This is a genomic window from Nocardiopsis flavescens (assembly GCF_900141985.1).
Taxonomy (GTDB): Bacteria; Actinomycetota; Actinomycetes; order Streptosporangiales; family Streptosporangiaceae; genus Nocardiopsis; species Nocardiopsis flavescens.
Genome location: NZ_FQZK01000011.1, coordinates 119,239 through 141,032, shown reverse-complemented (window position 1 = coordinate 141,032; position 21,794 = coordinate 119,239). Strand labels below are relative to the sequence as shown.

Annotated in this window: 16 protein-coding genes; 4 read left to right on the top strand and 12 right to left on the bottom strand. The window is 71.3% G+C overall.

What is annotated here, in order from left to right:
• Nucleotides 1-73: 73 nt before the first annotated feature.
• The 8 genes from BUE45_RS18500 to BUE45_RS18465 form a co-directional block, all read right to left on the bottom strand.
• Nucleotides 74-250, bottom strand: a complete 177-nt coding sequence (locus BUE45_RS18500; protein ID WP_073380607.1) for a thiazolylpeptide-type bacteriocin — start codon at nt 248-250, stop codon at nt 74-76.
• A 298-nt stretch (nt 251-548) separates the two neighbouring features.
• Nucleotides 549-731 (bottom strand): thiazolylpeptide-type bacteriocin, encoded by a 183-nt coding sequence (locus BUE45_RS18495; protein ID WP_073380606.1) that lies wholly within the window; start codon nt 729-731, stop codon nt 549-551.
• 297 nt (nt 732-1,028) lie between these two features.
• Nucleotides 1,029-1,574, bottom strand: coding sequence for a GNAT family N-acetyltransferase (locus tag BUE45_RS18490; protein WP_073380605.1), 546 nt, complete (start codon nt 1,572-1,574; stop codon nt 1,029-1,031).
• Nucleotides 1,575-1,590: 16 nt separating this feature from the next.
• Complete coding sequence (locus BUE45_RS18485) at nt 1,591-2,526, bottom strand: hypothetical protein (protein ID WP_084737494.1); 936 nt, start codon at nt 2,524-2,526, stop codon at nt 1,591-1,593.
• 417 nt (nt 2,527-2,943) lie between these two features.
• Complete coding sequence (locus BUE45_RS18480; RefSeq protein ID WP_073380603.1) at nt 2,944-3,483, bottom strand: hypothetical protein; 540 nt, start codon at nt 3,481-3,483, stop codon at nt 2,944-2,946.
• A gap of 4 nt (nt 3,484-3,487) precedes the next feature.
• Nucleotides 3,488-4,564: an AAA family ATPase gene (locus BUE45_RS18475; RefSeq protein ID WP_073380602.1), complete on the bottom strand. Its 1,077-nt coding sequence runs from the start codon at nt 4,562-4,564 to the stop codon at nt 3,488-3,490.
• A gap of 265 nt (nt 4,565-4,829) precedes the next feature.
• Nucleotides 4,830-5,402 carry an HD domain-containing protein gene (locus tag BUE45_RS18470; protein ID WP_143173404.1) on the bottom strand — a complete coding sequence of 191 codons (573 nt, stop codon included), beginning with the start codon at nt 5,400-5,402 and terminating at the stop codon, nt 4,830-4,832.
• 12 nt (nt 5,403-5,414) lie between these two features.
• The gene (locus tag BUE45_RS18465; RefSeq protein ID WP_073380600.1) at nt 5,415-6,512 is read right to left on the bottom strand and encodes a helix-turn-helix domain-containing protein; all 1,098 of its coding nucleotides are present in this window, start codon (nt 6,510-6,512) and stop codon (nt 5,415-5,417) included.
• Nucleotides 6,513-6,897: 385 nt separating this feature from the next.
• On the opposite strand from BUE45_RS18465, the gene BUE45_RS32580 reads away from it, so the two are divergent.
• Genes BUE45_RS32580 through hisS form a run of 3 tightly spaced genes read left to right on the top strand, consistent with a single transcriptional unit; the run spans nt 6,898 to nt 9,662 of the window.
• Entirely contained in the window at nt 6,898-7,050 is a 153-nt protein-coding gene (locus tag BUE45_RS32580) for a hypothetical protein (RefSeq protein ID WP_178378572.1), read from the top strand.
• Nucleotides 7,051-7,085: 35 nt separating this feature from the next.
• A complete protein-coding gene (locus BUE45_RS18460) occupies nt 7,086-8,321 on the top strand; it encodes a hypothetical protein (protein ID WP_073380599.1) in 1,236 nt (411 codons plus the stop codon).
• A gap of 45 nt (nt 8,322-8,366) precedes the next feature.
• Complete coding sequence (gene hisS, locus BUE45_RS18455; protein WP_073380598.1) at nt 8,367-9,662, top strand: histidine--tRNA ligase; 1,296 nt, start codon at nt 8,367-8,369, stop codon at nt 9,660-9,662.
• A gap of 347 nt (nt 9,663-10,009) precedes the next feature.
• Here the strand turns inward: hisS and BUE45_RS18450 are convergent, their stop codons facing one another.
• From BUE45_RS18450 to BUE45_RS18440, 3 genes are all read right to left on the bottom strand, one after another.
• Complete coding sequence (locus BUE45_RS18450; protein WP_073380597.1) at nt 10,010-15,001, bottom strand: DNA repair ATPase; 4,992 nt, start codon at nt 14,999-15,001, stop codon at nt 10,010-10,012.
• 11 nt (nt 15,002-15,012) lie between these two features.
• The gene (locus BUE45_RS18445) at nt 15,013-17,097 is read right to left on the bottom strand and encodes an SPFH domain-containing protein (RefSeq protein ID WP_073380596.1); all 2,085 of its coding nucleotides are present in this window, start codon (nt 17,095-17,097) and stop codon (nt 15,013-15,015) included.
• A 223-nt stretch (nt 17,098-17,320) separates the two neighbouring features.
• On the bottom strand, nt 17,321-17,962 hold the full coding sequence (locus BUE45_RS18440) for an OB-fold-containig protein (protein ID WP_073380595.1): 642 nt from the start codon (nt 17,960-17,962) through the stop codon (nt 17,321-17,323).
• A gap of 434 nt (nt 17,963-18,396) precedes the next feature.
• Here BUE45_RS18440 and BUE45_RS18435 point away from each other — a divergent pair, with 434 nt between their 5' ends.
• On the top strand, nt 18,397-21,396 hold the full coding sequence (locus tag BUE45_RS18435) for an AfsR/SARP family transcriptional regulator (RefSeq protein WP_073380594.1): 3,000 nt from the start codon (nt 18,397-18,399) through the stop codon (nt 21,394-21,396).
• A gap of 73 nt (nt 21,397-21,469) precedes the next feature.
• Here the strand turns inward: BUE45_RS18435 and BUE45_RS32575 are convergent, their stop codons facing one another.
• Nucleotides 21,470-21,637 (bottom strand): hypothetical protein, encoded by a 168-nt coding sequence (locus BUE45_RS32575; RefSeq protein WP_178378571.1) that lies wholly within the window; start codon nt 21,635-21,637, stop codon nt 21,470-21,472.
• Nucleotides 21,638-21,794: the final 157 nt, after the last annotated feature.

The following is a 21,794-nucleotide window of genomic DNA, read 5'->3' as shown; positions in this document are numbered from 1 at the left end:
GGAACCGCCCTGGGCGCGGGCCTCGGGCCGGGATCCGGTCGCGGATCCCGGTCAGGTCCGGGTCAGGACCGGATCAGCCGCACGAGCCCGAGGAGCAGCAGCTGCTGGAGCCGCAGCAGGAGGTGGAGGTGCAGCTGCTGGAGCCGCTGGTCGCGCCGGTCTCGGGGACGGCGACGGCCTCGCGGACGCTCATGACCTCCATGTCGGAGAAGTCGAGGTCGGGCAGTTCGATGGACGGGGAGTCCTGCATGGGGGAGACCTTTCGCGGAGTGAAGAATACGAGAACACCAGTCGTTCGTTCACGCTTTGGCCGGATGCGCGGGCAGGGCTTTCCCCGGGCGGGCAGCGGTGATTTCCGCGCCCCTGAGATGTTTCGGGGACCGGTGTCGGCGCCAACGATCAACGGCTTTATCGATGACGCAGCGTGAAAAAAGAACGGGGGGTTTGAAAGTCGGGGGACGGGGGATGGGCAAAGGCCGCGCCGCACGCGGGGCGAACTTTTGCGGGGCATCCGGGACCCGGTCCCGGTCTGCCGTCGGTGGGCGGCGTCAGCCGCAGGAGCCGCCGGAGCAGCAGCTGCTGGAGCCGCAGCAGGAGGTGGAGGTGCAGCTGCTGGAGCCGCTGGTCGCGCCGGTCTCGGGGACGGCGACGGCCTCGCGGACGCTCATGACCTCCATGTCGTCGAAGTTCAACTCGGGCAGGTCGATGTCCAGAGCCGTGGTTTCGGGCATGGATCAGCCTCTTCGTTCGTTTCGTACACGGTCCCCCGGGCGGCACGAAAATAACATGCAAAGGGGCGGGTCGATAGAGGTTGTATCGACCATTCTCCGGAGCGTGTCCTCAGGTTCTCGGACTCGTAACAATGGAAACGGTCTGGACGAGGCGGTCGGGATGGGGTACCCGCTGGTCCGCAATTCCGGCGGCCGTTTTCGGCCGGGGCCTTCGCGTTTCGGGGGAGGACCGCGGCGCCCGGGGGGAGGGGGAGCCCCTCCCCCCCCGGGCGCCGCGCCGACGGCCGCCCCGTCCGGTCAGGCCCCCTGCCACTCGGGCGCCAGCACGGACCACACCTCGGTGTCGCGGCGCACGCCGCGGTACAGGAAGTCGCCGCGCAGCACGCCCTCCCGGGTCATGCCCAGGCGGCGCGCCACCGCGATGCTCGCGGTGTTCTCCGGGTCCACCCGCCACTCGACGCGGTGGACGCCGCGCTCCCGGACCGCCCAGTCGATGAGCACCCGGCAGGCACGGGTCACCAGGCCGCGCCCGGAGGCGGCGGGCTCCAGCCAGCAGCCCGCCTCGGCGGTGCCCTGGGCGGTGTCCAGCCGCGGCAGGAGCACGCCGCCGACCAGCTCGCCGTCCAGGCGGATCCCGCAGATGCGCCCGGTGTCCGCCGCCGCCCTGTCCGCGTAGCGCTGGAGGTGGGCGCGGCTCGACTCCAGGTCGGTGACCAGGTCGGGCAGGCCCACGTAGCGGCCGATGAACTCGCGGCCCCGGTCCATGTGGTCCAGGAACTCCCGGGCCTGCCAGGGTTCGAGCGGGCACAGTTCGGCCCCGTCTCCCAGCGCTGTCGCGTACATCCGGCTCCTCAGGGGATCAGCAGTCGCCCCGGCCGGTGGTGGTGTCGCACAGCCCGTCGCCGTCGGACCAGGTCAGCGAGGTGCGGGCGTCGGCTCCGAAGGGTCGGGTGACGGACACGTGCACACCGTGGCCGGAGTCCTGGGCCAACCATACGCGGACCTCCTGCGAGGCCCCGCCGGCCTCCGTGCGCAGCACGTAGAACGGGTGCGGGACCGGAGAACGGCCGCCGCCGGGGGCGGCCCACCAGGTGGCGCCCTGGGCGTCGGCGACGTCCACGAACAGGCAGTCGTACGTGGCGCCGCCGTAGGAGCACGTCCGCGGCCGTGCCCCGCCGTGGCGGTCCACGGACGGGTCGGCGCCGATGCCGTTGTTCACCGCCCGCCAGAAGGCGGTGTCGCAGTCGCCGTCGGCGCAGGCGTTCCAGTCGCGCCAGGCGGCGGCGCGCGCCGCGGGCGCCGCGGAGCCGCCGTTCAGGGCGGTGCAGTACCGGCCGACGATGTAGGGGACGACGGTCGCGGAGACCCACCGGGAGTCGATGGCCTCGCCCGCGGTGTTCCGGGAGCCCAGCCCGGCGGAGTCCATCTGCCACAGGCCCACGCCGGGGTTGAAGAACAGGCCCTCGCGCCCGGCGGGGTCGTACAGGCCGGGCTGGGTGTCGTAGCGGGACAGGGTCATGGGGGAGGGGGTGGCCATGGTGCCCGCGACGACCTCGGCCCACACGGGGGCCAGGGCCAGGGCGGTCGCCGTGTCGGCGGTGATGGCGCAGGACGCCCCGGCGGCGGCGCCGGCGGCGGCCTCGCGGGCGGAGGCCAGGGCCTCGGCGCCGAAGGTCAGCGGGCCGGAGGGGATGGCGGCGAGGGCGGGGTCGACCGGGGCGGACGGGGCGGCGGGTGCGGCGTGGGCCGCCGACACCGTTCCGAGGGCGAACAGGGCAGCGGCCGCGGCGGCCATGACGACGGAGACGTGCTTTCGCACCGTGGGCACCTCACTTCGAGCGGGGGTTCGAGGCGGTTGTCTTCGCCCGGGAGGGCGATCACGAAGGAAAGTTACGTGTCCGGGTGCGCCCGGACAAGCCCCCCACGCCGGATCGGGCCACATGCGCGGTGTGCGGCGTACGGGGCCCGCGGGACTCCTGTCCGGTGGTGCGCCGTGTCTCCCGCGCAGGCCGCCTTCCGGGCGGCCGGGGGTCGTCCACAGCCTGTGGACGGACCGACGCACCGGGGCCCGCCCGGTCCGGGTACGCGTAGCCGTTGCCCCTCCGCGGTCACGACCGGAGCCGGAGCCGCCGCAGGCCCCCTGGCCGGGTACGCCTCTCCCCGTGGTCGGGACCGGCTCCGGTCCAGGGCGGGGACACGCCGCCGGGCCGCCTCACCGGTCCGAGTGCCTGCCCCGCGTTCCGGGATCGCGCCGGACCTCCCACGGCACTCCGTTCGTCCGGTGGGAGTTGCTGACCACGGGGTGGTGGATCCTCAGCTTCCTCGTGACCCGTTTGAGCTTGTCCTGGAGACCGGCGAGCGGAGTCGCCACACCGATCAGCCTGCGTCCTCCGTCGGGCAGCTCCACCGCCAAGCAGACACGGGCTCGCCGGCAGGCCAGGGCTTTCAGGCTGTACTCCCGGTGACTGCCCTCACCCCAGCGGGCGACCACGTGCAGCAGGGCCAGAGAGTGGAAGAACTTGAGGCCGACCTTGTCCGTGAGGTCGTCGGGGACCCTGGCCCCCGGATAGGTGTAGTCCTTGGCCTCGATCAGCCACAGCTCCCCGTCCTTCAGGGCCACGAGGTCGCAGCCCTTGGAGTGGAACGGGGCCTGTGTGGCCAGTTTCTGCGCGGGCCACTCGTCCAGCTTCTCCAGCTCCCAGCCGTCGGAGAAGGTGAAGAACGACCCGTCCACCTGGACCTCCACCGGCATGCGGTCAGACCCCCAGGTACCGCAGACTCTGGGCCGACTCGGCCTCCAGGGCGGTGATCGCGGTCAGGTCGGCGGGATCCGCCGCCGTCTCGGCCCGGACCGCCCCGGCAAGGGAGCCCTCTTCGGCCTGGGCCTCCCGGTAGAGGCCGATGTATCGCGGCTCGTCCGGGCCCACCAGTGGATGCGTGTCGAGGAGCAGCGCGAGTTCCCGAAGGAGGAACACGCTGTGCGTCGCGACGAAGACCTGGGTCCCGCTCCGGGCGAGGGCGAGGATGGCCCGGGCCACCGCCCGTTGCGTCTTGGGGTTGAGGTTGGCCTCCGGTTCGTCCCAGAAGAGGTAGCCGCCCTCCAGCAGCACCCCGTTGGAGACGAGCCGGATGATCATCGCCAGCTTGCGGAAACCTTCGGACACCAGGTGGGCTTCGATCTTGCCCGCCCTGGCCGACCCGACGGGGAGGCGTACGTAGAAGCGCCCGTTCTCTTCCAGGACGGTGCCCTCGATCTCCTCCAGCAGGGGGGCCAGGAGGTCGTTGGCGGCGCGCACCCGGGGACCGCGCAGCGCGGCGCGTCCCAGGAGCAGCGCGGTGTCGCGCCAGGTCTCGTCGAACTCGACCTCCCGCGTCTCGAACAACGAGACCAGGCCGGGATAGAGGGAGAGCAGCTCGCGCGACGGCAGGAAGACCGGGGTGTCCACGATCGGGGCGCGCGGCACCGACCGGATCTGCACGTCCCTGCGGGCGTTGGAGGCGAAGTCGAAGGACAGCGGCTCGCGGATCCCCCCGTACTTCAGGCTCACCGAGGCGCGGCTCCGCCCCCGGACCCGGCGCACGAGGCGCCCCAGTTGTTCCGGGCGGAAGATGCCGGTGAGGGCGTCGGCGACACCGGAGGAGAGCGCGGTCTTGGTGAGCGCGGACTCGTCGGACAGGGTCCGGGTGCCCGCGTACATCAGCTTGAGCAACTGGGACTTCCCGGTGGCGTTGTCCCCGGTGACGATGTTCAGCGTCGGACTGAGCCGGATATCGACCCGGTCGAGCGGGCCGAAGCCGTCGGCCTCCAGCCGGGTGATCGGGTGCCTTGCCATGCAGGACACCCTAGGGCACACACCGTTGGAGACGCGGGATCCGGGGCGTTCCGCCGCTGCGGGAACGGCCGCGGGGCCGGGCGTGGGCCCGGCCGCAGGTATGCACCGGGGCGTTATCCGGGAGAGGACCGCCCGCCCTGTCCACGGGGGCGTCGCTGCTCTGGCGCGTCCGGTCGGCGTTCCTCTCGTCGCCGCAGGCGGGACGGGTGATTCCGCACAGGGTCGGACTGCTCATGGTCGCTCCAGGGGCCGGCGGTCCGCCTCGTCACTTCATCGCCGCGTACAGCCAGTCCAGCGACCCCTGTTCCAACACGGCATCTGCCAATGCCTTCCCCGACTCGGTCCTGATCCGCCCCAGGCTCCCGTCGATCCACCGCTGAGCCGCCGCGTGTCCCTGCGCCCGGTACTCGACTCCTTGCAGAAGGCACTCCAGTTTGTCGGCGTCCTTGGCACATCGGGCCTCCGGCGAGTCCTGATCCTCGTATGCGGCGACGGCGGAGCGCACCATCTCCCCCACCCGCATGGATAGCCCCTCCGTCTGGTCCGCGACGATGTCCCGGGGGTCCGGCTTGGACACCAGGTACTTCTGCCCCAGATGATGGACGTCCCCCGAACGGGTCTCCCCGGTGTCGTGCCACACCGCGATCAGCGCGGCCTTCGCCGGATCGGCACCCTCCATCGCGGCGATCACCGAAGCGATCAGTGCGGTTCGCCAGGAGTGTTCGGCCACGGACTCGGGGTCGCGCACTCCCGCCATCCACCAGCCGGTCCGGCGCTGATTCTTCAGGGTGCCCACCTCACGGAGAAGGTGCGCGGCCCGGGTGGTCTCGTCGCTCATGATCCTGTCCTTCTACGCCCTCGCGAGGCGAATCGCGTACCGGATGCCGTCCAACTCCCGGCGCGCCCGCGCCGAGGTACCGGAGTCATCCAACAACACCCCGACGGCGGTGGCCAGGTGTTCCGACGCACCGGGCTCGGATGTCAGCAGGCGAGGGCGTGCGGCCAGCAGAGACCACAGAGTATGCACGTACAAGTCCAGGTACCCGTGACCCGGAACGAGCCGGACCATCAGATGGCGCAGCAGGCGGCGGCCCGTCCAAGCGCCGGTCCGGCCTGACGCCATGAATCCATCAGAGAGTTCCAGATCCGTTTCGCCCACCCAGTACGCCCAGTAATCGAGGTTCGCGATCTCCCCCCGGTCGTCGCCGACCAGGGTGGAGCCGATGAAGTGGGCGAGCCGGTCCGTATCCCCGTAGCGGGTGGCGACGGACGCCACGGACCGAGAGGCGAGCCAGCGGGACAACCAATCGTCCGGAGCAGGGCGACGCTGCTGTTCTGCAAGCCAGGCAGTGGCATCGGGGCTGTGGTCGTACCCGACCAGGTAAAGGGCTTGTCGACGCAACAGAAAATCGTGATCGGTGGCGTTCTCGGCGGCACGACGCAGATTGGCGAACAGCCGTTCTCTGTCGGTTCGGGTCATCTCAGGCCCGGTTGGAACAGGCCCCCGGCGCGGTCGTCGTGGCGGGGGAATTCCACGCAGTGGTTCCGGCAGGGCCCCTGTGAGCGGCCAGGCGAGCACCTCTACAAGGTCGCGCCGCATCACCCATGCACCCAGAGGGGAACCGTCCGTGTTCCCATCGATGGCGCTGGTGAGGAGCACATCCGCTTCCATTGCTTTGTCCAGTGTGTCGACGAGGTCCGGCCGCGCACCCATGCGGCGTAGCCGGTGGCGTTGGACAAGCACCTGTCCTACGGGGACTGCGGTCAGCGCACGCCGACCGGTTTCCCACCCCGAGATGGTGTCGGCCGAAACAAGCAGATGCTCGGCCATCTCGTCCTGGGACAGGTTGAGTTGTTCACGAATGATCCGGAGGACGTACCCGGAGATGATGCCGCCTCTCGGCTTTCCCTGACCGGTGGTCGGGGTCCGAGCGGAGGATGTCGGCATCGGAGCCTCCTAGCGGGCGGAATACCCGTACTGGGGGTCACTACTGGCGCGCGATTGTGGTGCGTAGCGTCGTATCCACAGTACAGAAGGGGTTTCGTGGTGACGGGTGCAATTGACGGAATCGCAGGGGTCCGGCCCACCGCATGCCGCGTTGAAGACCGACTATCCCTTCAACCGGGTGTCCTCGATCAGCGGCACCACCGATCCCGCCGTCGACTCGGTCGCACTGCTCCACAAGGCCGACCGGGCCCTTGAACTCCTCCCCGCCCGCCTGCGTTGTGGCGACATGTTGCCGCAGCTCAGGCTCAACACACGTGCACCGACCGGTGCGCGGCAGCACCCCGCCGTTTCCCGAGCGGGGAGAAATCGAAGGAGGGCATCGCCCATGAATACCCAGACGAACGCTCCGAACACCACCGACCTCACCGAACTGGCGGTCGTGATGGCACGCACGCTGCCCCAGATCGGCATGGACCGCATGACCGTTCCGCAGGTCGAGGAGACCCTGTCCTGCTCCGCGCTCACCGCGCACTACTGAGCCGACGCACTGGACACGAACAGGAGCCACTGGAAATGAAGACGTGGGAACGGGTCACCGTGCTTTTCGCGAATGGCGCCCATCAGCTCTCGCCAGCGGACGAACTGTCCTTCGCCGACCTACTCCGGGCCAACCGCATGCCTCCCTCGATGTTTCAGGCGTACGAGGTCCCCGGAGACGGAAGCCTGCGGCCCGTTCCCATCACCCACACCCTCGCGCAGATCCCTGAGCAGAACACGGTGATCCTGCAATGCATGCGCAACACCGACGCTGAACTGCTGCCGCGCACCCTGAACGTCCAGGCGCACAGCCTCGATCCGGTCGCCGCCATGTACGATCTGCGGTACTCCGAGAAGAACCCGGAACACCGCGTTCATCTCCTGGACGACGAACAGCTCCGCGAGATCGTCTTCGCCAAGATCGCCGCCTTCCTGCGGGAGTACGGGGTGACACTCCCACTCGTCGCGGGAATCTCCGGAGGCGGTGACTCCAGCAGCATCGTGCGCGGCCTGGACAGGTTCGTTCGCACCAATGCGCTTCGACCGGATCAGGTCCTGTGCTTCACGGTGGTCCTGGACCCGCTGTGGCGAGGCAGCGCAGCCCACCGCGCCCGTGATCTCTGCGAGGGGTACGGGTTCGTTCACCGGGTGCTTTTCCCGGAGGACATCGCCTCCCTATTGGGCATGTCCGCCACCCCCGAGGCACTGTGGCGGCAGGTCCGCGACACTTACGGGGCCGATGCCAGTCACTTCTTTGGGACTTGGCTGCTCAATATGGTGGGGCGCGCACTCAATCGCGAAATCGGCGGCACCTCCCTACTCATGGGCTACAACCGCGAAGACGTGATGGCGGAGCTCCTGTTCTGCCTGATGAACGGACGACGCCCGCTGCCCTACCCCAAGCGCCGAACCGGTGACGTGGACTGCCTCATGCCCGTGTGGGACGTCCCCAAGGTGCTACTCGACTCCTGTTATCCCCGATTGAGCGAGGTCAACTACACCGAGCGAATCGACACCACCGCTCCGCGGCGGTCGTCGATCTACTACCAGGCGCACGCTCTGGACGCGATCGTCCCGCAGATGTCGGTGTCGCTGCTGACCGGAGTCCGCGACCTCATGGAATCTCTGAAGGGGTGGGAGGTACTGGAGGCGATCGACGGTACCCCGTTGCTGACGACCGGCCGGGGCGACCCGAAGGCTCTGAAAGCGCTGGTGAATCTGCTTGCCCGGTACTTCCCCGACTGGACGGCCGAGGAAGACCACCAGCAGTAGTCTGGCGCTGTCCACAAGCACGGCGGTACAGGAAGCGGCATCACCATGGGCAAGGTGCAGGCGCCTTCAGGAACGCGGGACTTCCTCGCGGACGACCTGAGGCGCAGGAGGACGGCCATCGCCAACGTCTCCGAGGTCTTCGAGCGCTATGGGTTCGATCCGTTGGAGACCCCGGCGTTCGAGCGGATCGAGGTGATCGCCGGCAAGTACGGCGAGGAGGCGTCCAAACTCCTGTTCAAGATCCTGCGCCGGGGAGCCCACGAATCCAGCGGACAGCCCGATCTCGCTCTGCGATACGACCACACGGTGCCGCTGGCCCGCGTTATCGGCACCCACGGCTCCAAACTCCCCTCACCCTTTAAGCGCTACGCCATCGGCCCGGTCTGGCGGGCCGACCGGCCTCAGGAGGGCCGCTTCCGCGAGTTCACCCAGTGCGACGTCGACACTGTCGGCTCCACGTCCCCGCTGGCCGACGCCGAGATCGTGCGTGCCATCGCCGACGGTCTCGGTGCCCTGGGTGTCGCGCGGTTCCGCTTTCTGGTGAACTCTCGTCAAGCCTTGCGGGGCCTGCTGGAGGTCTACCAAGTGGCTGAAGGACGCGGAGACGGTGTTCTCGCCACCCTGGACAAGCTCGACAAGATCGGTGTTCAGGCCGTTGCCAAGGAACTCGTGGACGAACGCGGCCTGGACGTGTCCACCGCAGAGCACCTGACCGAGGATGTGGCCGCCGACGACCCCGACCTCCTCCGAGTCAAACTTTCCGCCACCGAACGCGGGCAGCAGGGACTGGCAGAGATCGACAGCCTGTTGGAGTTGGCCGCCGATCTGGGGGGCCGTGTCGTCTTCGCCCCCCGTATGGTGCGCGGCCTGGACTACTACACAGGAGCGATCTGGGAGGTCGAGGCCGAGGGCTACCCCGGTGCGATCGCGGCAGGAGGTCGCTACGACGGACTCGTCGCCTCACTGGGCGGTCCCGACGCCCCGGCCTGCGGCGGCTCCATCGGGATTGAGAGAATCCTGGCGATGCAGGACGCCTGGGAATCCGAACCGCACGGCCTTGACGTCGCCCTGACCGTGCTCGGAGGCGAGGCTGACCTGATGCGTCTGGCGGGAGTCCTGCGCTCGAACGGCGCACGGGTCGGCATGTTCCTGGGGGCATCGCGCAAGCTCGGCAAGCAGCTCCAGTGGGCCAACGCCCAGCACGCGAGGTTCACCGTCCTCTATGGCCCGGAAGAACAAGACGCCGGTGAAGTGACCGTCCGCGACATGGAGTCGGGTGAGCAGACCCGCACCCCCCTTGGGAACGCCGCTTCCCACCTCCGGGAGCTGATCGACAGGTAGGTCCTATCAACCATGTCCCCTTTCTCCCGGCACGAGGGCGCGACCGGTGGTTGTTTCCTCAACGGGGCAGGTCTGCGGCACCCCGCCCTGGATATCGGCTCCAAGGCCGGCCGCCAGGCGCCGGGCCGTGATCTGCGCTTGATGCTGGAACCGCTCGGGGCCGAAGGGGGCGACGACGGGTGCGGAAGGCGCCGGCCTCGGACACGGAACGCAACGACTCCGGTCATGGTCGCGAACGCGGTGGCACCGGGCTCGGAGGGGGCGCCCCGGTTACGGGTTCGGGGGGGGAACGGCAGCGGGGCCGGGCGTGGGCCCGGCCCCGCTGCCGTCGGTGGAGTGTGCGCCGGTCAGTCCCGGCCCAGGGCGGTGCCGATCTCGCCCACGCGGTCGGCGAGCAGCCCGATCGCGCCGACGGCGCGGGTCACCGGATCGTCCTCGGCGCCGCCCAGGGCGCGGCTGCGGCGGAACGCCGCCTTGACCTGCTCCCACCGGGCCTCCTGCTCCGGGGTCAGGGTCCCGCGCAGCTCGGCCAGCTTGAGCAGGTTGGCCTCCGCGCCCGAGGTCAGCGTCTGCGCCTCGCCCAGGTAGTGGTCGTCGATGACGGCCTCCACCTCGGAGTCGTTCATGACCGGCACGATCTTCTCGGCCAGCCGGTTCATGTTCCGGTAGGAGCCCTGGAGGCGGAACGGCGGCTCGGTGCGCGCGTCCTCCGACTGCGCCGCCGAGGCGATGTAGGCCTGGTTGTTGGCCAGCACCACCTCCTGCACGCGCAGCATTTTGCGCAGCACCGACACGATCCGCTCGACCTCGACCGCCGAGTACGGGTGGCCCATCTGGTCGAGGGTCACCGAGTCGTCCCCCCGCGCCATCCGCACGAACCGGTAGACGTCGTCCCGCTCCCGGGTGGACAGCGGGGCCAGCGTCGGGTTGGAGGTGAGCGCGTTCTCGATGTAGCTCAGCGAGAACAGCTCCTCCTTCCCCGACAGCACGTCGCCCAGGTTGTACACGTCGGCGCGGTTGGCCAGCATGTCCGGGATGCGGAACCGCTTGCCCTGCTCGGTGTACGGGTTGCCCGCCATGCACACCGCGAACCGCTTGCCGCGCAGGTCGTAGGTGCGGGTGCGCCCGTTCCAGACGCCCTCCATCCTGCGCTGACCGTCGCACAGGGAGATGAACTTCTGGAGCAGCTCCGGGTCCGTGTGCTGGATGTCGTCCAGGTACAGCATCGTGTTGGTGCCCATCTCCAGGGCGAAGGAGATCTTCTCGACCTCCTGCCGGGAGGTGGCGTCGGGCGCCTCCGCCGGGTCCAGCGAGGTGACCCCGTGCCCCAGCGCGGGTCCGTTGACCTTGACGAACACCAGTCCCAGGCGGCTGGCCACGTACTCCATGAGCGTGGTCTTGCCGTAGCCCGGAGGGGAGATGAGCAGCAGCAGCCCGCTCTGGTCGGTGCGCTTGTCGTCGCCCGCGGCGCCGAGCTGCTTGGCGAGGTTGTCGCCGATGAGCGGCAGGTAGGACTCGTCCAGCAGCCGGTTGCGGACGAACCCGCTCATCACCTTGGGCCGGTACTCGTCCAGCCGCAGCCGCTCGCGCTCGGCGGCCACCAGGGCGTTGCGCCGCTTCTGGAAGTCCCGGTAGGCGGGCACCTCCTCCAGGCGGAACGCGCGGGTGCGCGGCAGGATCTCGTCGAGCCGCACCTCCAGGGACCGGTCCCGGATCCGGGGGTGCGAGCCGAGCAGGCCGGAGACGGTCTCCTGCACCGCCGCGGAGGACTCGTACCGGTCCACCTCGGCGAGCGCGATCGCCGCGGCCTCGGGCAGGTCGCCCGGGTCGACGTCGTCGCGGGTGGCCGCGAACGCTTCCAGCCAGGCGGTGGTGAGCTGGTGCCGGGCGGCCAGGTCGTCGCCGAGCCTGCGCAGGTCGTCCTCGAAGGACTTGCGCGTGGTCTCGCGGGTGCTGCCCAGAGCCCGCGAGAACCGGTCCAGCAGCGTCCGCGCGCCCGACCCGGACACGAACCCGCGCTCGGCGGGCCCGTCGCAGGCCAGCTCCTCGAACAGGTAGTCGGCGACCAGGCCCAGGTCGGCGTCCTGGTGGAGCCCCGTGTCGGTGAGGAACGCGTCCACGGCGCCGGCGACCTCGCCGCGCAGCGCGTCGATGGCGGGCGAGCGCCGCGCCCCGAACACCGCGCGGGCGCGGGCCAGCGACGCCGCCCGGGTGGACCAGGCGGTCCGCCGGCGCTCGTCGGCGCCGAAGGCCCAGAACAGCTGGGCGACCGCGCGCGTGCGCCCGGGGTAGCGCAGCAGCCCCGCCCCGGTGTGCAGGCGCAGCAGCGCCGACAGCAGCTTCGCGGCGTCGTGGTCGTGCACGCCCCGCTCGTAGCCCTCGTCGTAGCGGGACTCGGCGGCCTCGCGCACCAGCGCCTGGAGCGAGCCCCCGTTCTCGGAATGCAGCTCGGCCTCGTGCAGCCGCGCCAGGCCGTCCGGGCCCTCCTCGGCCTCGGCCAGCATCGACGTGGCCAGGTACTCGGACCGGTACACCTCGGGGCTCTCCGACACCAGCAGGCGGTCCCACAGGCGCCGGGTCCGCGCGAACTCCGCGTCGGCCACCGGCTCCCGGAAGTCGGTGCCGGTGATCGCCACCGCCATCTCCCCCTGGTAGGGGGTGAGGGTCAGGTCGACGGGCTGGGAGTTGATCGCGAACCGGTGCCTGCCCAGGCGGATGGTCTCGCCGTCGTACAGGTCGGTGCGGTCCTGGAGGGACCGCCCCGCCTCCTGGCGGGCGGCCAGGACGCGGCCCTGGAGCTCCTCGGCGCGCACGGTGTCGCCGAGTTCGCGCATCTCCTCGGCGGTGCGGCGCAGCCGCGCCACCATCGCGTCGGACGCGAAGTAGGTGTTGACGTCCTCCAGCGTGGCCAGCGACGCCACCCGCCGGTGCACGCCCTCCAGGACGCGCTCGGCGGACGCCGCCAGCCGGTCGGCGCGCCGGGCCCGCTCGTCCACCAGCGCCTGTTTGCGGGTGGAGAACGCCTCGTACACGTCCTCACGCTTGTCCGACAGCTCCCCCAGGAAGTCGTCGAACTCGGCGAACCGCGACTCCAGGTTCTCCAGCTGGAGCATGATCCGCCCCAGCTGCTCGTCGCAGCGCTCGGGGCTGTCGGCCGCCGCCAGCGCCCCGGTGACGGCCTGGCCGAGCAGCGCGAACTCGGCGGCGAACTCGGCCCGGCCCTCCAGGGCCAGCAGCTCCTTGCGCCGGGCCTGGAGGGTGGCGCGGGCCCGGTTGATCCCGCCCAGCACCTCGCTGATCCGCTCCAGGATGCGGGTGCGCACCTGGGCGTCGCCGATCTCCAGCGACCCGATGACCTCGGTGACCGTCTGGAGCCCCTCGGTCTGCGCGGCGATGCGCTCGCCGACGGCGGTGGCGGCGCTGACCGCCTCGATGGTCTCGGCCTCGTCGACCAGCCGCCGCACCTCGGAGTGGTAGCCGTCGAAGGCGTCCTCCTGCTCCAGGAACGCCACGGTGCGGCGGCCCACGGAGCCCGTCTCCTCCTCCAGGGACCGGTCCAGCTCCGCCAGCCGGTCGGTGTCCGCGTACCGCATCTCGGCCAGCGTGGCGGCCTGCCCCTGGGCGCGGCGCAGCTCGGTGAGCCGGGTGATCCAGCCCTCCGCGGACCGGGGGGTCTCCCCGCGGGAGGTGCGGATCAGCGCCGCGGCCCTCTCCTGCGCCGCGGCCAGCGCCTCGGCGGCCTGGGCGGTGAGGGCCTGGACGGTCTCGAACTCCTCCAGCACCCGCTCGGCGGTCGCGCGCACCTGGGAGAGGGGGTCGGCCAGGTCGCCCAGCTCCTCCTCGCCCAGCCAGTGGAACCGGTCCGACACCCGGCGGCAGGCGGCGATGAGCGCCTCGAACACCTCGGTGGAGGGCCGCATGTCCTGCGCCATCCGCGCCACCGACAGCGCGTCCGACACGCCCCGGACCAGCTCGGCGTTGCCGATCCGCTCCAGCGGGCCGCTGCCCACCGGCTGGGCCGCCGCGTACTCGTCGGACACGTACGGCGTCTGCCACACCTGCATGGGGTGGACCCGGGTGGGCTCGCCCGCCGTCTCCCGGAACACCGTCATGGTGCCGTCGTCGAACAGCGAGTACCCGTGGCAGACGATCGGGTTGGCGACCTCCTTGCGGATGGTGTTGTACGACAGCAGCAGGCTGCGCCCGTCGGCCCGCGAGTGGAAGACGTACAGGACGTCCTCGCCGTTGGGCGAGCGCACCACCCGCTCGAACTCCAGGTCGGTGACGTCGGTGTCGAACGTCCGGGCGACCCCGGTGGCCAGGTAGTAGCCGCCGGGGAAGATCAGGCCCTGGTCGTCGGGCAGCCGCTGGCAGGACTGCCCGATCCCGTCCAGCCTCAGGACGTCCTTGGTGTGCCGGTTGAAGACCAGGTGCCGCCACTCGGACTCGTTGTAGGGCAGCACCCGCAGTAGGACCAGCGGGCCGACCCCGGCGTAGGACACCGAGGCGTCGGCCAGGCTCTGCAGCGGCTCGTCGACGGGCTCGCTGTAGATGCCCTCGCCGACCTCGGTGTTGTTCTCGACCTTGATGGTGAGGTCGCCGCCGACCGTCTCCACGAACAGCTCGTCGAGGACGGAGATGTGCGGGTGGCGGCCCTGCACGTGGTCCTCGCGGGTGGTCTCCACCCACGAGAAGTCGTGCGAGGGCGGGTACACGTGGTCGCGCTCGCCGCGCTCGTCGAGGTAGGCGGTCTCGCCGGTGGGCGACACCGACCACCGCAACACCCGCACGTCCTCGGTCGTGGGCCCGATCTGGAAGACGGCCAGCAGCCGCTCCTCGACCTTGCGCAGCTGGAGGAGGCGGGCGTCGCGGTAGTAGCGGTAGAGCTGGCCGAAGTCCTGCCGGAACCGGGCGTCCTCCAGCAGGCCCGGGAGGTCTTCCCCGGGCACGGCGGTGAAGGAGAACCCGTCGCCGTCGTGCTCGTAGCGGTGCAGCGAGAACACGTCGGAGACGTGCGTCTCCCGCTGCATGCCGATGAACACGTTGTACCCGAACAGGATGGTGTCGCCACCGCCGCCGCCCCCGGGGGAGCCGCCCACGCTGACGATGTCCCGCGGGGTGCAGTTGTGCTCGGTGCGTATCCGCTCGGTGCCGAGCAGGGTCAGCTCGGTCCCGCCGAACACCTCCAGCCTGCGGGAGTTCAGTTCCTCGGTACGGCGGGCCAGCTCACCGGTCTGCTCGCGGAGCCGGGCGCGGAGCACCTCGTAGGTGCCCGCGTCCAGCGTCCGCTCGTCGACGGCGTCCGGCCCGGAGCCTGCGGTCTCCTGGGCCTCGGTCACGGAGGACTACCTCACTGCTTCACGGCGTGGGCGGGGGCGAGCGCGGTCACCGGCAGCTGGTCCAGGCCCATGGAGCGGGCCGTGGTCAGCAGGCCGTTGAGCCTGCCGCCGTCCGCCGGGTCGGCGCTGATGAGCTGGAGCAGCAGCGCGGACACGGTGAGGTTCTTGACGTCCTCGGTGTCCAGCGACGCCACGACCCCCTTGAGGTCGCGGACGAAGTCGCCCTCGCCGTTGAGCCAGCCGGCGCCCAGCGCCTGCACCGTCTCGGAGTTGCCGACGAAGCCGTCCACGGCCTTGCCCAGGCCGATGGAGTTGACCATGCGGTCGAAGAACATCCCGTCGCCGCCGACGATGTTGATGTCGGCGCTCTCCAGGCCGGTGGCCAGGACGGTCGCCTGGGCCTCGGCGACCTGGCGCTGGACGTCGATGCCGGCCAGCCGGACCTCCTTCTCGGCCTCCAGGCGCAGGCGGTACTCCTCGTGCTCGCGGCTGACCTGGTCCAGGGCGGCCATGGCCCCGGCCTTGTCGGTGAGGCCCGCGGCCTCGGCGCGCAGCTTGGCCTCGATGCCCTCGGCCTCGGCGAGCATCTTCGCCTGGACGGCCCTGGCGTCGGCCTCGGCCTTGAGGCGGGAGACCTCGGCCTCGGCGGTGCCGACCTTCTCGATGGCCGCGGCGTCCTGCTCGCGGACCTGGACGTCGGCCAGGCCCTGGGCGGCGGCCTCGGCCTGGACGCCCTCGGCCAGGCGGATCTTGGCCCGGGTGTCGAGCTCGGCGGCCTGCTGGCGCGCCTCGGCCAGGGTCAGCTCCTCGGCTGCCTTGTGCTTGGCCGCGGCCTCGGCGGCCTCGGCGGCCTTGATGTCCTTGACCAGGCGCTCCTGGGCCTCGGCCTCCGCGTGGATGATGATGGACTGGCGCTGGCGCTCGGCCTCCTCGACGGCGCGCAGGCGCTTGATGGCCTCCTCCTGCTCGGCCACGGTCCGGTCCACGGCGACCCGCTCGCGGACGACGTCGGCGACCTCGCGCTTCTCGGCCTCGACCTCCTTGTCCTTGGAGATCCGGCTCAGCTCGGTCTCGCGCTCGCGGCCGATGACCTCCAGCAGGCGGTCCTTCTCGATGCGCTCGGTCTCGATGGCGATGACGCGCTCGCGGTTCTTCTCCGCCACGGCGATCTCGCGCTGCTGGTTCTGGTGCTGGACGCCCAGCGCCTCGGAGGTGCGGATGTTGGCGGTCTCGGACTTGAGCCGCTCCTCGGCCTGCACGCGGGCCGTCTCGGCCTCCTCGCGGGCCCGGATGATCTCGATCTCGCGCTTGGCCTTGGCCGTCGCCTCCTCGCGCCGCTTCTCCAACTCGGCGAGGGTCTCGGCGGTCTCGGTGTCCTGGCGGTCGATCTCCTTCTTGCGGTCGTTCTCGAAGGCGTTGGTGCGCTTGTGCTCGGTGGCGGTGCGCTCGGTGATCTTCGAGATGCCCTGCGCGTCGAGGATGTTGTCGGAGTCGTGCTGGTGGAGCGGGGTCTGCTCCAGGTAGTCGATGGCGACGTCCTCCAGGACGTAGCCGTTCAGGTCCGAGCCGATGACCTCGACGATCTGCTGGCGGAACTCCTCGCGGTGGGTGAACAGCTCCTCGAAGTCGAAGCGCTTGCCGACCGTCTTGAGGGCCTCTGCGAACTTGGCGTTGAACAGCTCCTGGAGCGTGTCGGGGTTGCTGGCGCGCTCGGTGCCGATGGCCTTGGCGACCCGCTTGACGTCCTCCTCCGTCTCGTTGACCCGGATGAAGAACTTCACGCTGATGTCCGCGCGGATGTTGTCCTTGCAGGTCAGGCCGTCGCGACCGCGGCGGTCCAGGTCCAGCGTCTTGACCGAGATGTCCATGTACTCGGCTTTGTGGAGGATCGGCAGGATCACGGCACCCGTGAAGGTGACGTGCACGTCGCGCGTCTTGGAGATGATCAGCGCCTCGCCCTGCTTGACCTTCTTGAACATCTTCAGGATGGAGACGATCAGCAGGAGCAGGACGAGGAGGGCGACGGCCAGGGAGATGCCGATGGTCAGAAACGCCGCGTCGGCGGCCTCTCCGGTGGATGGGGCGCTCAGCAACACGTGTGGGGGCCTTTCTGCGAGTGACCGTGCGGGTCGAGTGGCCGCGCGGGGGAGGGTGCGGGGCCCGCGGTCGCTCCCGGAGGGGGAGTGGCTCGTGAAATGGGACGCGGAGGTCGGAGGATCGGTTCCACCTCCGACGGGATGACTTGTGCCCCAGGTGCTCGTGTGCGAGTCGGGGCGCGCGGGAGCCGGCCGGCACGGCGCCGGGGCGGGCCGCGCGGGGTCAGCCCTGGCCGGGGTCCAGGGCGGGGTCGAACCGGGTGACCAGGAACGCGTCCAGCTCGCCGCTGTGGTCGAAGATCAGGGCGGTGCTCCCCGGCGGCAGGACCTCCCCGCCGATGGTGCGCACCGGGATGGTGATGGAGGCGCCGCCCGCGGTGGTGATCTCCGCGTGGCCGAAGCCCTCGTGGGCTGCGCCGATCCGGATCACGCAGGTGCGGCCGACCAGCTCGTGCTTGGAGGACCCCTTGCGCCGGGGCAGGAACCGCTGCACGGCCAGGACCGCGCCACTGGTGAACGCCCACGCCGCGATCACCGCGATGACCAGGACGACGGCGCCCAGCGCCCAGGCCAGGGGGCTGCCGGGGGTGGTGAGAAGACTGGTCACGATCCCGCCCATCATGCTCACGAACCATGCGGAGAGCACCAGCGCGGTGATCTCCACGGTCACCGGGGCCCGGCCCAGCCCCACCCGCTCCAGGACGGCGCTCGCGCCGACCGGGTCGCCGTCGGCGTCGGTGGAGTCGAGCATCCCGGCGTCGGCCAGGCCGACCGCGACGACGATCCAGTAGACGACCGCCACGAGGAGCGCGGGTGTGAGCAGGACGGCCGGGAAGCCGAAGGCCGTGCTGAGGAACAGCTGCACTCGGGTCACGCTCCTTCGCGTCCGTCCCGGACCCCGGCGGCGCTCGGGGGAGGAGCGCCGTCACATCGGGAACCGTGCCCGGAACTCTACCGAACGTCCCACTTCGGCGCCGTCCAGGGGGTCCGCGGCAGTGGCCGGAACCGGCCACCGGGGGAGTGCGTTCCCTTCCGCCGCACCTATCCCCCGGGTTTACCGTGAAAATTGCCGCCCGATGAACATTGAGGTGGACAGGGCGGTTCGGCGGGGCCGGAGGCGCGGATCCGCAATTCGCCGGACCGCCTTTCGCCACACGTTCCTCACCGTCCGTGTCCGCGTGATTTTTCTTTGTGTTCGCGCTTTTCAGAAGGGGCGCAGGGGGTGTGGCACGTCGGAGGACCGCCCCTTAGGATCACAAGGATTGCAGAAGCCGACGACGGAGGTCTCGGATCAATCTCGTGAACGACGGAGGCGACTTCCCCCGCGTCTTCTTCCGCCTTCTGGGGCCTCCCCAGATCGAGGTGGATTCCGGGCAGGTCCGTATTCCTCCGGGCAGACAACAGGTCATTCTCGCCGCACTCCTCCTCGAAGCCGGCCGGATCGTCTCCACCGACCACCTCGTGGACGCGATCTGGGACGAGGACCCCCCCGAGACCGCCCGCACCCAGGTCCAGATCTGCGTGTCCCGGCTGCGCAAGAGCCTGGCCGCCACCGACGTCGCCCTCGTCACCTCGCCCCCGGGCTACCTCCTTCGGGCCGACCGGGAGAGCGTCGACGTCCACCTGTGCGACCTCCTCGTGAGCCGCGCCGACGAGGAGGCCCGGCAGGGCCGCGGCGCCGAGGCGGCGGCCCTGCTGCGCCAGGCCGCGGGGCTGTGGCGCGGCCCCGCCCTGAGCGGCGTCAACAGCCCGCTGCTCAGCCCCAAGGCCGCCCGCCTGGAGGAGAACCGGACCTCCCTCATCGAGTCGTACCTGGACCTGGAGCTGGGCCTGGGCCGCCACGACCGGCTCATCGGCGAGATCGACGACCTCGTGCGGCGCCACCCCCTCCGGGAGCGGCTGCGCGGGCAGCTCATGCTCGCCCTCTACCGCTCCGGCCGCCAGGCCGAGGCGCTGGACGCCTACCGGCGCGGCCGGGAGCTGCTCATCGAGGAACTCGGCCTGGAGCCCGGCAAGGAGCTGCGCGCGCTGGAGTCCGCGATCCTGGCCGGCGATCCGCTCTCCCCGCCCGAGAGCCGCGTGGAGGCCCGCTCCCCGGTCCGGCCCGCCGAGCCGCCCGCCCCCGAGCCCCCGGCGGCGGAGCCCGCCCGGCCCGCCGCGGCCGACCCCGAGCCCCGGGAGGCCCGGCCCCGGCAGCTGCCCGCCGACACCGCGGACTTCGTGGGCCGCGAGGAGTGGATCTCCTCCGTGGAGACCACCCTCACCCGGCCGGGCAACCAGGGGCGCGCCGTCGGCGTCGCCGTCATCGTCGGCCGCCCCGGGGTCGGCAAGAGCTCCCTGGCCACCCACATCGCCCACCGCCTGGCGGACGCGCACTTCCCCGACGGGCAGCTCTACTGCGACATGCGCGGCAGCCGCGACGACCCGCTGGAGAGCTCCGAGGTCCTCGCCCGCTTCCTGCGCGCCCTGGGCATCCCCGGCCAGACGATCCCCGAGCACCGCGACGAGCGCGCCGAGATGTACCGCAGCCTGCTCTCCGACCGGCGCGTCCTGGTCGTCCTCGACGACGCCGCCGGGGAGCGCCAGGTCACCGACCTCCTGCCCGGCGGGTCCGGCTGCGCGCTGGTCGTCACCAGCCGCTCGCGGCTGACCGGGGTGCCCGGCGCCAACCTCGTCGAGCTGGACGTGCTCCCCGAGGACGAGGCCCTGGACCTGCTGCACCGGGTGGTGGGCCCCGAGCGGATGGCCGCCGAGCCCGCGGCCGCCGCCGCGCTGCTGCGCACCGTGGGGCGGCTGCCCCTGGCCCTGCGGATCGTCGCCGCCCGCCTGGCGGCGCGCCGCCACTGGTCGCTGGCCTCCATGGTCAACCGGCTCGCCGACGAGCGCCACCGCCTCGACGAGCTGTCCCACGGCGACCTCACCATGCGCGCCAGCCTGTCGCTGAGCTACGACGGCATGGACGCCGACACCCGCCGGGCACTGCGGCTGTTCGCCCTGGCCGACGGCCCCAGCCAGCCGGGGTGGATCGCCGGGGCCCTGCTGGACGACCACCGGCGCTACCCCTCGGACCTGCTGGAGCCCCTGGTCGACGTGCAGATGCTCGACGTCACCGGGTTCGACGCCGGCGGCGAGCCGCGGTACCGCTTCCACGACGTCATCCGCCTGTTCGCCCGGGAGCGCCTCGCCGAGGAGGTGCCCCAGGCCGACCGGACGGCGGCGGCCGCCCGCCTGGTCGGCGGCTGGCTCGCCCTGGCGGACGACGCCAACCTGCGCATCCGGGGCGGGGACCACCTCTTCCACCACGGCACCGGCCCGCGCTGGCAGCCTCCCCGGGCGCTGGCCGAGGCGGCCCTGCGCGACCCCATGGGGTGGCTGGAGTCGGAGCAGGGCAACCTGTTCTCCGCCGTCTGCCTGGCCGCCGACCACGGCCTGGACGAGCTGTGCTGGAACCTGGCCCTGGCCCTGGTCCTGATGTACAACCGGCGCGGCTACTCCGAGGCCTGGGAGCGGACCAACGAGCGCGCCATGGCCGCGGTCCGCGCCGCGGACAACCGGCTGGGCATCGCCGCGATGACCTCCTCCTACGGCTTCCTCTACCTGGACCAGCGCCGGTTCGACGACGCCCGCCGCGCCATGCTGGACGGGCTGGCCGCGTTCGAGGAGCTGGACGACGTGCAGGGCCGCGCCCAGTGCACCCGGGAACTGGCCTACCTGGACCAGGCCGAGGGGGACTACGAGAGCGCGCTCACCCGGTGCGCACGCGCCTACCGCGACTTCGAGTCCATCGACGACCCGGTCGGGATGGGGCGCGCCCTCACCCTGAGCGGGCACATCCACACGGTCACCGGCTCCGTCGACGCCGGGGAGGCCGACCTGGCCCGCGCGCTGGTGCTCTACGAGCGCACCGGCGACCCCCGCAGCCGGGCGCAGGTGCTGCGCCGGATGGGCCAGGTGGCGCAGGTGCGCGGCGACGACCGCGGCGCGCTGCGCATCCTGACGGAGGCGTTCGAGCTGCTGCGGGACCTGGGAGACCCGATCGGCGAGGGCTACCTCCTGCACGACCTCGGCCGGGCGAACGTCCGGCTCGGCCGCCCCGAGGAGGCCCGCGGCCTGCTGGGCCGGGCGCTGGCCGTGCGCGAGCAGATCATGGACCGGCAGGGCGGCGCCCAGGTGAGCCTGGACCTGGCCCGCCTGCTGGCGGACCTGGGGGAGACCGAGCAGGCGGCCGAGCTGGAGGCGCGCGCGGCCCGCTTCACCCCCGGGCGCGGGGACGGCGGCACGGTGGCGGCCACGCGCTGAGCCGGCCCGCCGCACTCCCCGGACAAGCGGAACGGGGCCGCCTGCGGGCGGCCCCGTTGTTCCGTCCGGGCGGTCAGGCGTCCCAGGGGTCGCTGTTCGGGCAGCTCGCCTTCGGGTCCTGGCAGGTGGTGTCGGCGGCGGTGGCGCCGGCCTCGGCGGGGGAGCCGGTGAGGGCGATCGGGGCGAACACGGCGGTGGCGGCGAAGGCGATGGCGACCAGGTGCTTCAGGATGCTGTTCATCGGGGGGAGGCCTTTCCGGAGTTCCGTTGTTCCGATGAACCTCAAGTTAGAAACGCGCGGCATCCCCGCGGGACCGCTCCCGCTATCACGCCGCTATCGCCGCTCCCCGGGGCGGTTAGCCGCGAGGTGCGGCCGCGATAACGCCCGTCCCCACCAT